This window comes from Oceanibaculum pacificum (assembly GCF_001618175.1).
GTDB lineage: Bacteria > Pseudomonadota > Alphaproteobacteria > Oceanibaculales > Oceanibaculaceae > Oceanibaculum > Oceanibaculum pacificum.
Map to the genome: position 1 here is coordinate 1 of NZ_LPXN01000008.1, position 10,890 is coordinate 10,890.

The window sequence follows — 10,890 nt, forward strand, 5'->3', positions numbered from 1 at the left end:
TCCCTGGTCGAGGAGCTGCGGGCGCGCGGCGTGGGCTTGCAGGTGCTGACCGGTCAAGGCGCTTCCATCGACACGACGCGGCCGGAGGGGCGCATGATCTTCGGCATTATGGCGTCGATGGCGGAATACGAGCGGGAATTGATCCGCGAGCGGACCCGCGCCGGCATGCTGGCGGCGAAGCGGCGCGGGGTCAGGATCGGCCGGCCGCAGAAGCTCACCCTCGACCAGATACGCAAGGCGGCGGCGCTGGCGCGCTCGGGCGAGAAGATAGCCGTCATCGCCAGGACGATGAATGTCAGCGCCTCAACGGTGACCCGTTCCATTGAGCGGGTTTCGATTCTGGAACCGGCTTCCGTTCCGGCCTGATCGGGTTCCCGCTTGGCCGCCCAGCCGCCTTTTGGATAAAACCTCCTGCTTCGCTTTTGGCGGAATTCCTTGTCTTCGGCGATTCCCGCCGCAGAACGCGCATAGCGGGCGCGCGCGGCGGGTTCCCAGCGATTGACGCCGAGGGCATCCTTTTAAAAGTCGATCCTTCCTTCGATGCGCTTTTTTTGAAGCGGGACTCCGTCCCGCCGCGCACGAAGGAGGCTTCCATGCAGTCGATCTCAAAACCCGTCACCGGCTCGCCCGTGTCGTGCTCGCCGTCGCCTGGAGCTGCTCCATGCCGGCAGCCGGATTCAGCCTATCTGCGCCCGCCCCACTGAATGCGGGTGCATGCGCTTTAGGAATCAATTCCTTCGATGTTCGCTAAATGTTCTATACACTACCACAGTAGTGAAAGGAGACGAACGTGACCAAAGAATATGACACCTACACGGTCGAGAACGATGAGCTGTCGGAAGCCCCGCAGCTGCCGAGCTTCGCTCTCGACGTTGAGCGCTATCGCGTCGATCTGGCGGAGTACAACCTGACGACGGAGCAGGAGACCGAACTGCTGGAGGCACTCTGGCACATCATGACCACCTTCGTGCGCATGGGCTTTGACGGCAATATCTGTGAACAACTTCTCCAGGAGGGCGACGGGGCGTCCCTCGCTCCGGGAGATTCTGTAGACTCTACCCATTCAATCGCAGCGGAGACCGCCAAAGAGAAGGAGACCTCGCCATGACCCAGCATTCACGAGAAGCGGTGATCTATTGCCGCGTCTCCTCGATCAAGCAGACCACCGCCGGGGATGGGCTGAAGTCCCAGGAGACGCGCTGCCGCGACTATGCCCGCCTGAAGGGCTATGCGGTGCTGACCGTCTTCAGCGACGATGTGTCCGGCAGCCTGACCAAGCGGCCCGGCATGACGCGGATGCTGGAGTTCATCCGCAAGCGGCGCGCCAAGGGCACCGTCGTGCTGATCGACGATCTGTCGCGCCTGGCGCGCGGGCTACAGGCGCATATCGAGCTACGGGCGACCATCGCCCGCGCCGGGGGCGTGCTGGAATCCCCCTCCATCGCCTTCGGCGAGGACCCGGACTCGCTGCTGGTTGAGCATCTGCTGGCCAGCGTTGCGCAGCACCAGCGGCAGAAGAACGGCGAGCAGACCGTCAACCGGATGAAAGCCCGCGTGCAAAACGGCTATTGGCCCTTCGCGGCCCCGGTCGGCTATCGCTATGTGCGCGTCTCGGGGCGGGGCAAGATGATCCGCCGCGATGAGCCGCTCGCCTCCATCGTGGCCGAGGCGCTGGAAGGCTATGCCTTCGGCCGCTTCGAGACGCAGGCCGACGTAATGCGCTTCCTTCAGGCCAACCCGATCTTCCCCAAGGACGGAAGAGGCCTGGTCCGCAACACCCGCGTTACGCAGATGCTGCGCAACACGGTCTATGCCGGTCTGGTCGAAGCGCCGGTCTGGGGCGTGTCCTTACGCGAAGGGCAGCATGAGGCGCTGATCACGCTCGATACCCACCGCAAAATCCTGAACCGGCTCGATGGCGGCGTCTATGCGCCCCGCCAGCCCAATATCAACGAGGACTTCCCCTTGCGCGGCCATGTGCTGTGCGATGAGTGCGGCACGCCGTTGACGGCCTGCTGGTCGCGCAGCGCGCATGGCACCCGTCATCCCTATTACCTGTGCCGGCAGCGCGGCTGCAGCTGCTACGGCAAGTCCGTGCGGCGGGCCGTCATCGAGGGCGAGTTCGAGGCGATGGTGAAGACGCTTCAGCCGACCGAGACTCTTTATAAGACGGCACGGAAAATGCTGGCCGATCTCTGGGACCGACAGTCGCTCCACGCGAAGGAGCAGGCAAAGGTGCTGAAGATTCAGTTGGTGAAGGTCGAGAAGCAGGTCGCCCAGCTTCTGGAGCGCATCCTCGACGCCAGCGTGCCGAGCGTGATCGGGGCCTATGAGGACCGCATCCGCAAGCTGGAGGAGGAAAAACTGGCGATCCGCGAGCGCCTTGCCGAGGCCGGGCCGAAAGGCGCCCTGGAGGACACTGTTAGAACCGCCCTCGACTTCCTCGCAAACCCCTGGAAACTCTGGAATACGGGTCGCCTGGAAGACCGTCGCTCGCTACTGAAACTGGCCTTTGCGGAGCCGCTGCGCTATCGGCGCGGCAAAGGATTTAGAACGGCTGATATGTCCTTGCCGTTCAAGCTCTTAACACAGGTTTTGCAGGGGGGAGATGGAGTGGCGCACCCGACAGGATTCGAACCTGTGACCTCTGCCTTCGGAGGGCAGCACTCTATCCAGCTGAGCTACGGGTGCATCCGGGGCGGGCGGGCCCAAGCGGGGCCGGCCGGCGCGTAGCGAGGCGCACCATAGGCGAAAGCCGGGCGGGTTGCAAATAGCTTAGCGCGGCCTGGCGGCGGCGCTGGCGGCCGACAGCGCGTCGAACGGGCCCGGGCCGCATAGATCGCGCGGCCAGCCCTGGGCGACCTCCGCGCCGGAGGGCAGCGGGGCGGCGGGATCGTCCAGCCAGCGCGCGATATCGCGCTGCACCACCGGGCCGTTCAGATCGCGCATCAGCATGTGCCAGCCTTCCGGATAGACGGCGATGCGGCGGCTCTCCGCGCGGTCCAGCGGCAGCCGGCGCAGCATCCGGCAGATCGGCGCGTCGGGCACGATCTCGTCGCGGTCGCCATAGAGGATCAGCGCAGGGACCGGCAGCCGGGCGGAACTCTCCAGCGCCGCATCCATCAAATTCACCAGGCCCCAGATCGCTTCGATCCGGGTTTCCTTGATCACTTTCGGGTCGCGGCCGAGCTGGCGCAGCATGTCGAGATTGTCGGAGGCCAGCTTGCCCAGGCCGCGCCCGGTAACCGTCATCCAGGGCAGCGTATGCGCGCCGACCCACAAGGCGGCGGTCTGGTAGAACGGCATGGTGCTGCGGCCCCAGACAGCGGGCGCCGCCAGGATGACCCGGTCGGCGCGCGGCGGGTTCTCGCCGCTCAGCGCCGCCAGCGTCACCGCCCCGCCCATGGAATGGCCCAGTATGGTGACGGCCAGGCCGGGATGCCGGTCGCGCACCAGCGCCACCATCGCGCGCAGATCGTCGGTCATGCGGGCAATGCCGGACCAGCGGCCCGGATAGGGCGCATCGCCGAAGCCGCGCTGGTCATAGGCATAGAGGATCTGCCCGGTGGCGGCCAGCGCCGGCCCGGTCAGCCGGTAGGCGCCGCGATAATCGTTGAAGCCGTGCAGTGCCACGATCACGCCGGTCGCCGGCCGGTGCATCGGGGCATAGTAATCGTAGGGCAGCGCCATGCCGTCAGGCATCAGCGCGCGGCCATGCTCGGCGGTGACGTCCAGCGCCCGCAGCACCGCCGGGTCGGCGACCACGCCGCGGCCAGGCGCGGGCGCGGCCGGCGACAGGCTGGGCTCCGACGGCACCGTCCCCACGGGCGCCAGGCTGGGGACGCAGGCGACGGCCGCCAGGCTTGTCAGGCACACCGCGATCATCAGGCGGAACGGCAAGCGCAAGGCCATCGGCATCCCTAGATCGCTGACCGGAATCGGCATCGGCGGCTCTTCCGGCGGGTCACGCCGCCGAGGCCGTCCAGGCGGGACCGTCGGCCGGGCCGGCATCCGCCGTTGCGCCGCGGGTCAGCTGCAGGAAGATATCCTCCAGGTCGGTTTCCTCGGTCGACAGATCGGCGATGGCGAGGCCGCTGGCCGCGACCGCGTCGAGAATGTCGGCGATCCGCACCCGGCTCGGCCGGTACTGGATGACCAGCCGCCGCCCATCCGCGCGCAGTTCGGGCTGGAACGGGGCGAGGGCGGCGGGCACGGCGTCCAGCGGCGCGTCCAGGGTCAGGATCAGCGCCTTGCCGTCGATCCGGCGCAGCAGCGCCTCCTTGCTGTCATGGGCGATCAGCGAGCCCTGGTTGATGATAGCGATGCGGTCGCACAGCGCCTCCGCCTCTTCCAGGTAATGGGTGGTGATGACGATGGTGACGCCCTCGGCGTTCATCCGCTTCACCTCGGCCCAAAGCTGCTGGCGCAGCTCGATATCGACACCGGCGGTCGGCTCGTCCAGCACCAGAACGGGTGGGTTGTGGACCATCGCCTTGCCGACCAGCAGTCGCCGGCGCATGCCGCCGGACAGCCGGCGGGCATAGGAATCCGCCTTGTCGGCGAGGCCGACGCGGGCCAGAATTTCGTCGGTGCGGCGCTCGGACGCCGGGACGCCATACATGCCGGCCTGTAGCTCCAGCGCCTCGCGCGGGGTGAAGAAGGCATCCAGGTTCAGCTCCTGCGGCACCACGCCGATGGCAGAGGCGGCCTGGCGCGGATGCGCGTCGATATCGATGCCCCAGATGCGCGCCGTGCCGCTGGTCTTGCGCACCAGCCCGGCCAGGATATTGATCAGCGTCGACTTGCCGGCGCCGTTCGGCCCCAGCAGCGCGAACATGCTGCCGCGCGGAATGGCCAAATCGATGCCCTTCAGCGCGTGGGTCTCGCCGGACCGCCCGCCATAGCGCTTGGTCAGGCCGGTGATCTCGATGGCGTTGTCGGGCAGGCCGTTGGTATTGTTCGGGGCGGCCGTCATGCTGTCTCCTGCTAGCTTTACGTGCGAAGCCGGTTGATCGCGCGGCGACAATGGGTATCATCCGCCGAAATTCAGGGCAATCTTATGGGATGTTTGTGGCAATAGGCGGCAAACATCCGGGATCAGTCAGGGGAACAGCATGTCCGCGAGCATCGAGCCAGTGGAAATCATCGAGGTGACCGAGCTGCGGGTGGCCTGCGACGGCGGCGGCGGCGCGCTGGGCCATCCGCGCGTGTTCCTCAATCTGGGCGACGAGGGCAAGATCGACTGCCCCTATTGCGGTCGGCGCTTCACGCTGAAGCCGGGCGCGAAGCCGCACGGCCACCACTAGTTAAAGACCGGCAAGGCCGCAGATGGAAATCCATACCTGCTGCAGCAGCGCGCTTTCCGCCACATAAGGCAGCGCCAGCACGCCGATCACCGCAAAACCCAGCAAGACGGCAATCTGCGCCAGCGCCTCGGTCGAGAGTCGCTGGCGTTTTTCGTTCGGCTTCGGCGTATCGGCGTTCATCTGCGGCATTATAGCACGGATATGGGGACGGCACTCATTCCCCGCCAGCGGCCAGCCGCAGGCGGATGACGCCTTTTACCGCCTCCGGATCGACCGGCTTGCCCTTGCGCAGGATGTCGATGCGGCCGGCGCGGGCGAGCTGGATGGCGGCCTGTCGGGTCAGGCCCATCAGGCGGTTCCAATCATCCGGCCGCACCGCCTTGGCGGCTTCGGACGGGCAGATCGACTTGGCGGGCCCCCGTTCGGCGGCCAGCGTCAGGATCGCTTCCTGCAACTCGGCGCGCAGATCCGTCTCTGTCATCGTCTCTTCTCCTTTCCGACGTTATCGCCGGCCTCGGCTTTCCAGTATAGTCCGGCACATGACCGGATCGATCGAAACCCTGTTCGCCGCCGCCCTGTGCTTTGTGGGCAGTCATTTCCTGCTGTCCAGCGGCCTGCTGCGGCCGCTGCTGGCCGACCGGCTGGGGGAGCGCGGCTTCCTCGGCATGTATTCCGGCGTCTCGACCATCCTGTTCGTCTGGCTGGTCTTCGCCTATGTCGATGCGCCGTACATCGAGGTCTGGGCGCCGCCGTCCTGGGCGCGGCATCTGACCTTCACGCTGATGCCGGTCGCCCTGTTCCTGGTGGTGTGCGGCTATATGAAGCCGAACCCGACGGCGGTCGGCGGCGAACGCGCCTTCGAGGCTCCGGACCCGACGCCTGGCATCTTCCGCATCACCCGCCACCCGGTGCTGTGCGGCATCGGGCTGTGGGCGCTGGCGCATATCGCGCCGAATGGCGATCAGGCCAGCATCGTGCTGTTCGGCAGCCTGGCGATTCTCAGCTTTGGCGGCATGCAGGCCATCGACGCGAAGCGGGCGGCGCGCATGGGGGCCGCTTGGGGGCCTGTTGCGCTGACCACCTCGGCGATTCCCTTCCTGGCCATCCTGCAGGGACGCACCCGGTTCGACTGGCGCGGCATCGGCTGGAAGCCGGTGCTGGCGACGCTGATCGCTCTGGCGCTGGCGGTGCTGGGGCACCCCTATTTTGCGGGCGTGGCGCTGACGGGCTGAAGCGGCGGATAATCGATCGGCGTCAGCGTTACCGTCTGGTCGCTGTCCAGCGTGGCGGCCACCTTGTGGTCATAGGAATAGATCGTCGCGCCGAAGATGATGGTCGGCCGGTCGTCGCCGTCGAGCAGCGGCAGGATCAGCCGCTCCCCCACCGCCGTCAGGCCGATATTGTGGCGCTGATAGATGAAGCCGCGCATATGCATGATCAAGGGCGACGCCGTGGTCTGCCCCATGATCTGGCGATAATGCTGGTTGACCGCCTCGAACACCGCCGGCGACATGAACTCGTCCATATATTGCCCGGCGACGATGCCGGGATGGACCTCCTTGATCTGCTCCCCCGCCAGCCGGTATCGGAAGCGGTCGCACGCCGCCTCGTAATGCACCAGCCAGACATTGGGCAGCAGCCAGGGAAAGTCCACCGGGTCGATGTCCGCGCGCCGCGGGATCGGCAGATCGCGCCGCTTGTCGCGCCAATAATCGGCGAACCGCTGGAGACGCGGTTCAACGACATGCGACAGGTCAGGATCGGCGAAAGGCGGCATGCATATTATCTATATGTAATCCCGCAGCCGGCGCCATCGAGAAGAAGGGCCGTGCTGTGGGGGCGCATAAAAAACAACGCCGCCCGAGGCGGCGGCGTTGCTTCTTAACCTGGAGCGGTTCAGCCCCGGGCGTTCTTGGCGAGGCGCAGGCGCAGCGCGTTCAGCTTGATGAAGCCCTGGGCGTCGCGCTGGTCATAGACCGTGTCCTCCTCGAAGGTGACATGCGCGGCGCTGTACAGGCTGAACGGCGATTTGCGCCCGACCACATCGACATTGCCCTTGTAGAGCTTCAGCCGGACGGTGCCGCTGACATATTTCTGCGAGGCGTCGATGGCGGCCTGGATCATCTCGCGCTCCGGCGAGAACCAGTAGCCATTGTAGATCAGTTCGGCATAGCGCGGCATCAGCTCGTCCTTCAGATGCGCCTGGCCGCGATCCAGCGTGATGCTCTCGATGCCGCGATGGGCCGCCAGCAGGATGGTGCCGCCCGGCGTCTCGTAGATGCCGCGCGACTTCATACCGACATAGCGGTTCTCGACCAGGTCGAGGCGACCGATGCCGTTCTTGCCGCCCAGCTCATTCAGCTTGGTCAGCAGCTCGGCCGGGCTCAGCTTCACGCCATCGATGCCGATTGCGTCGCCCTTCTCGAACTCGACCTCAATATAGGTCGGGGTGTCCGGGGCCTTCTCCGGATCGACGGTGCGGGAATACACATAGTCCGGCGCTTCCTGCCACGGGTCTTCCAGCACCTTGCCCTCGGCGGAGATGTGCAGCAGGTTCGCATCGACCGAGAAGGGCGCCTCGCCGCGCTTGTCCTTGGCGATGGGAATCTGGTTCTTCTCGGCATAGTCGATCAGCTTGGTGCGGGAGTTCAGGTCCCATTCGCGCCAGGGAGCGATCACCTTGATGTCCGGCTTCAGCGCATAATAGGAAAGCTCGAAGCGCACCTGGTCGTTGCCCTTGCCGGTGGCGCCGTGGGCGACCGCGTCGGCGCCGACCTGTTCGGCGATCTCGATCTGGCGCTTGGAGATCAGTGGCCGGGCGATCGAGGTACCCAGCAGGTAAAGACCTTCATACAGGGCATTGGCGCGGAACATCGGGAAGACGAAGTCGCGCACGAATTCCTCGCGCAGATCGTCGATGAAGATTTCCTTCACGCCCATCATCTCGGCCTTCTTGCGGGCAGGCTCCAGCTCCTCGCCCTGGCCGAGATCGGCGGTGAAGGTCACCACCTCGCACTCATAGGCATCCTGCAGCCAGCGCAGGATCACCGAGGTATCCAGGCCGCCGGAATAGGCCAGCACGACCTTCTTGATTTTCTTGTCCGCCATGGGAAACGCGCCTTCTGACGTAGATTAGGGAATTCGAGCAAGCGCCGGAGTATAGGGAAAAGCCGCCCCCCGGCAAGAGGGTGGCGATGGTCTTCAGGCGCTCTTTACTTGACTGCTTTCAATGCTTACATTGCCAGCATGTCTACCTTGACGATTCGCAAGCTGCCCGATGATGTGCACGCCCGTTTGCGGGTGCGCGCTGCGACCAATGGCCGTTCCATGGAGGCAGAGGTTCGAGCCATTCTCGTATCCGCATGCTCGGAAGAGCAAACGCAGCGGCGGCTGGAAGCGTGGCAGGCACTGAGAGCCCGTACATCCGCCGCTTATGGAGCAAACAAGCCAACCCATGTAGTGGATGATTTCATCGCAGAGCGGCGCGCGGAAGCAGCGAAAGAAACTGACGCCGCATGATTGTTCTGGACGCCTCCACGGTCCTCGCCCTGCAATTCGGGGAAGTGGGTGGCGAGGCTCTGTTGAAGGAAGGACCGAGTTGCATATCCAGCGTCAATCTGGCGGAGGTTCTGGGTCGTCTGGCGCGTGATCACCCCGACGTCGAGATTTTCCTTCCGCCGCTCCACGATGCTGTCGGCTCTGTGTTTCCTTTCACCGAGGCGCACGCATTGCTGAGCGCGAGGCTGGTCCCAGCGACGCGGCCATACGGGCTATCTTTCGGGGATCGCGCTTGCCTTGCCTTGGCGCAAAGTCTGGATGCACCCGTTCTTACGGCAGATCGAGCCTGGGCGAAGCTTTCCTTGCCAGTAGAAATCCGGTTGATTCGCTAGCGGCTGCGCGTCAGGGTCGCCTCTATCATGACCCATTTTTCTTCTGACGATCCTCTCCCCAGCCGCTATTGGCGCGATCTTACCGCGTCCGAGATCGGCGCGCTGGATCGCGACCGGGCGATCCTGATCCTGCCGCTGGCCGCCATTGAGCAGCATGGGCCGCATCTGCCGCTCTCGGTCGATGCCGACCTCAATGCCGGCATCCTGGCGCGCGCCTTGGAGCGGCTGCCGGCCAGCCTGTGTGCGCTGGCGCTGCCCATGGTGGAGGTCGGCAAGAGCAACGAGCATCAGGGCTTTCCCGGCACGCTGACGCTGACCGCCGGGACGCTGATCCGGCAGGTGACGGAGATCGCCGAATCCGCCGCCCGGGCGGGCTTTCGCAAATTCGTGCTGTTCAACTCGCATGGCGGGCAGCCGCAGGTGATGGATATCGTCGCGGTCGATCTGCGGGCGCGGCTGGGGGCGCTGGCGATCACCGCGAATTGGTTCGATTTCGGCCTGCCGACGGAGATTCCGCCGGAATTGCAGGCCGAGATGCCGGAGGGCCTGTTCCCCGAGGAGGAGCTGATCCACGGCATCCATGGCGGCGCGGTCGAGACCTCGATGATGCTGCATCTGGAGCCGCAGAAGGTGCGGCTCGACCGGCTGGGCGATTTCCCCTCGCGGCTGATCGACCTGGAGCGCACTCACCCGTTGGTCGCCAAGGCCGGCTTCGCCTGGATGACGCAGGATCTGCATTATAGCGGCGCGGTCGGTAATGCCGCCCTGGCCGATGCGCGCAAGGGCCGGCTGATCGTCGAGCATGCCGCCGCCAGGCTGGTCGAACTGCTGCACGAGATCGACACGCTGCCGGCCGACCTGCTGAAAGAATAAGGATAAGGGAGATGGATATGGCCTACGAGACGCTGCTGGTCGAGATCGAAGCGGGGGTGATGAGCATTACCCTGAACCGGCCGGACCGGCTGAATGCCTTCACCGCCGTCATGCTGGCCGAGCTGACGCTGGCGCTGGACGCGGCGGAGAAGGAGGAGGCGGTGCGCGCCATCCTCATCACCGGCGCCGGGCGCGGCTTCTGCGCCGGCCAGGATCTGGGCGACCGCAAGGTGATCGATGAGGATATCGACCTCGGCGCCTCGCTGGAGGAGCGCTACAACCCGCTGGTGAAGCGGCTGCGCGCCCTGCCGAAGCCGGTCGTCTGCGCGGTGAACGGCGTGGCGGCCGGGGCCGGGGCGAATTTCGCGCTGTGCTGCGATATCGTGCTGGCGGCCGAGGGGGCCAGCTTCATCCAGGCTTTCGCGAAGATCGGGCTGATCCCGGATTGCGGCGGCACCTGGCTGCTGCCGCGCCTGGTCGGCCATGCCCGCGCCATGGGGCTGGCGCTGACCGCCGACAAGCTGGAGGCTCGGCGCGCCGCCGACTGGGGCCTGATCTGGCAGGTGGTTCCCGATGCCGAGTTGATGCGAGAGGCGACGAGCCTGGCCCGCCACCTCGCCACCCAGCCGACCCGCGCGCTGGGACTGACCAAGCAGGCGCTCCAGGCCTCCAGCACCCATTCCATCGACAGCCAGCTCGCCATTGAGCGCGATCTGCAGCGCGAGGCCGGCCGCACCGAGGATTACCGTGAGGGCGTCGCCGCCTTCCGCGAGAAGCGCGTGCCGGCGTTCAAGGGGCGATAGCCTTAGCCGGAGCTGGGT

At 65.8% G+C, this 10,890-nt stretch carries 14 protein-coding genes, 1 tRNA gene and 1 pseudogene; 9 read left to right on the forward strand and 7 right to left on the reverse strand.

The window, feature by feature from the left end; all coding sequences use genetic code 11:
* The 3 genes and pseudogenes from AUP43_RS01425 to AUP43_RS19660 all read left to right on the forward strand — a co-directional run.
* Positions 1–366: recombinase family protein (locus AUP43_RS01425; protein WP_157089181.1), on the forward strand; the 366-nt coding region annotated here is incomplete at its 5' end.
* A 424-nt stretch (positions 367–790) separates the two neighbouring features.
* Positions 791–1,108 carry a hypothetical protein gene (locus AUP43_RS01430; RefSeq protein ID WP_067551609.1) on the forward strand — a complete coding sequence of 106 codons (318 nt, stop codon included), beginning with the start codon at positions 791–793 and terminating at the stop codon, positions 1,106–1,108.
* Positions 1,105–2,079 (forward strand): annotated as a pseudogene (locus tag AUP43_RS19660) (recombinase family protein); the annotation flags it as partial. The gene AUP43_RS01430 and the pseudogene AUP43_RS19660, both read left to right, overlap by 4 nt.
* 535 nt (positions 2,080–2,614) lie before the next feature.
* On the opposite strand, the gene AUP43_RS01440 reads toward AUP43_RS19660, so the two are convergent.
* The 3 genes from AUP43_RS01440 to AUP43_RS01450 form a co-directional block, all read right to left on the reverse strand.
* A tRNA-Arg gene (locus AUP43_RS01440) sits at positions 2,615–2,691 on the reverse strand.
* Between the two features lie 84 nt (positions 2,692–2,775).
* Positions 2,776–3,945: an alpha/beta hydrolase gene (locus tag AUP43_RS01445; protein WP_067551615.1), complete on the reverse strand. Its 1,170-nt coding sequence runs from the start codon at positions 3,943–3,945 to the stop codon at positions 2,776–2,778.
* A gap of 19 nt (positions 3,946–3,964) precedes the next feature.
* Positions 3,965–4,975: an ABC transporter ATP-binding protein gene (locus AUP43_RS01450; protein ID WP_067551618.1), complete on the reverse strand. Its 1,011-nt coding sequence runs from the start codon at positions 4,973–4,975 to the stop codon at positions 3,965–3,967.
* Between the two features lie 139 nt (positions 4,976–5,114).
* Between AUP43_RS01450 and AUP43_RS01455 the strand changes: the two genes are divergently transcribed.
* Positions 5,115–5,306, forward strand: coding sequence for a zinc-finger domain-containing protein (locus AUP43_RS01455; protein ID WP_067551621.1), 192 nt, complete (start codon positions 5,115–5,117; stop codon positions 5,304–5,306).
* On the opposite strand, the gene AUP43_RS01460 is transcribed toward AUP43_RS01455, so the two are convergent.
* Positions 5,307–5,486, reverse strand: coding sequence for a hypothetical protein (locus AUP43_RS01460; RefSeq protein ID WP_198154784.1), 180 nt, complete (start codon positions 5,484–5,486; stop codon positions 5,307–5,309).
* A gap of 34 nt (positions 5,487–5,520) precedes the next feature.
* On the reverse strand, positions 5,521–5,787 hold the full coding sequence (locus AUP43_RS01465) for a DUF3253 domain-containing protein (protein WP_067551627.1): 267 nt from the start codon (positions 5,785–5,787) through the stop codon (positions 5,521–5,523).
* Positions 5,788–5,845: 58 nt separating this feature from the next.
* On the opposite strand from AUP43_RS01465, the gene AUP43_RS01470 reads away from it, so the two are divergent.
* The gene (locus AUP43_RS01470) at positions 5,846–6,538 is read left to right on the forward strand and encodes an NnrU family protein (protein WP_067551630.1); all 693 of its coding nucleotides are present in this window, start codon (positions 5,846–5,848) and stop codon (positions 6,536–6,538) included.
* On the opposite strand, the gene AUP43_RS01475 is transcribed toward AUP43_RS01470, so the two are convergent.
* Both AUP43_RS01475 and AUP43_RS01480 read right to left on the reverse strand, forming a co-directional pair.
* Entirely contained in the window at positions 6,508–7,083 is a 576-nt protein-coding gene (locus AUP43_RS01475) for a PAS domain-containing protein (RefSeq protein WP_067551634.1), read from the reverse strand. The genes AUP43_RS01470 and AUP43_RS01475 overlap by 31 nt on opposite strands.
* A gap of 119 nt (positions 7,084–7,202) precedes the next feature.
* Positions 7,203–8,414: an argininosuccinate synthase gene (locus AUP43_RS01480; protein ID WP_067551637.1), complete on the reverse strand. Its 1,212-nt coding sequence runs from the start codon at positions 8,412–8,414 to the stop codon at positions 7,203–7,205.
* A gap of 108 nt (positions 8,415–8,522) precedes the next feature.
* Here AUP43_RS01480 and AUP43_RS18845 point away from each other — a divergent pair, with 108 nt between their 5' ends.
* The 4 genes from AUP43_RS18845 to paaG are packed head-to-tail and all read left to right on the forward strand — an operon-like array spanning position 8,523 to position 10,872.
* Positions 8,523–8,825: a FitA-like ribbon-helix-helix domain-containing protein gene (locus tag AUP43_RS18845; protein WP_232314848.1), complete on the forward strand. Its 303-nt coding sequence runs from the start codon at positions 8,523–8,525 to the stop codon at positions 8,823–8,825.
* Positions 8,822–9,196, forward strand: a complete 375-nt coding sequence (locus AUP43_RS01485; RefSeq protein WP_067551640.1) for a type II toxin-antitoxin system VapC family toxin — start codon at positions 8,822–8,824, stop codon at positions 9,194–9,196. Before AUP43_RS18845 ends, AUP43_RS01485 begins: the two co-directional genes overlap by 4 nt.
* Positions 9,197–9,223: 27 nt before the next feature.
* A complete protein-coding gene (locus AUP43_RS01490; protein ID WP_067551643.1) occupies positions 9,224–10,069 on the forward strand; it encodes a creatininase family protein in 846 nt (281 codons plus the stop codon).
* A 17-nt stretch (positions 10,070–10,086) separates the two neighbouring features.
* On the forward strand, positions 10,087–10,872 hold the full coding sequence (gene paaG, locus AUP43_RS01495) for a 2-(1,2-epoxy-1,2-dihydrophenyl)acetyl-CoA isomerase PaaG (RefSeq protein WP_157089184.1): 786 nt from the start codon (positions 10,087–10,089) through the stop codon (positions 10,870–10,872).
* Positions 10,873–10,890 lie beyond the last annotated feature (18 nt).

What these genes read in the sequence shown, in the direction of transcription:
- AUP43_RS01445 (WP_067551615.1), bottom strand. Translation starts at nt 3,945, where the DNA reads ATGCCGATTCCGGTCAGCGATCTAGGGATGCCGATGGCCTTGCGCTTG.
- AUP43_RS01450 (WP_067551618.1), bottom strand. Translation starts at nt 4,975, where the DNA reads ATGACGGCCGCCCCGAACAATACCAACGGCCTGCCCGACAACGCCATC.
- AUP43_RS01455 (WP_067551621.1), top strand. Translation starts at nt 5,115, where the DNA reads ATGTCCGCGAGCATCGAGCCAGTGGAAATCATCGAGGTGACCGAGCTG.
- AUP43_RS01460 (WP_198154784.1), bottom strand. Translation starts at nt 5,486, where the DNA reads ATGAACGCCGATACGCCGAAGCCGAACGAAAAACGCCAGCGACTCTCG.
- AUP43_RS01465 (WP_067551627.1), bottom strand. Translation starts at nt 5,787, where the DNA reads ATGACAGAGACGGATCTGCGCGCCGAGTTGCAGGAAGCGATCCTGACG.
- AUP43_RS01470 (WP_067551630.1), top strand. Translation starts at nt 5,846, where the DNA reads ATGACCGGATCGATCGAAACCCTGTTCGCCGCCGCCCTGTGCTTTGTG.
- AUP43_RS01475 (WP_067551634.1), bottom strand. Translation starts at nt 7,083, where the DNA reads ATGCCGCCTTTCGCCGATCCTGACCTGTCGCATGTCGTTGAACCGCGT.
- AUP43_RS01480 (WP_067551637.1), bottom strand. Translation starts at nt 8,414, where the DNA reads ATGGCGGACAAGAAAATCAAGAAGGTCGTGCTGGCCTATTCCGGCGGC.
- AUP43_RS01485 (WP_067551640.1), top strand. Translation starts at nt 8,822, where the DNA reads ATGATTGTTCTGGACGCCTCCACGGTCCTCGCCCTGCAATTCGGGGAA.
- AUP43_RS01490 (WP_067551643.1), top strand. Translation starts at nt 9,224, where the DNA reads ATGACCCATTTTTCTTCTGACGATCCTCTCCCCAGCCGCTATTGGCGC.
- paaG (WP_157089184.1), top strand. Translation starts at nt 10,087, where the DNA reads ATGGCCTACGAGACGCTGCTGGTCGAGATCGAAGCGGGGGTGATGAGC.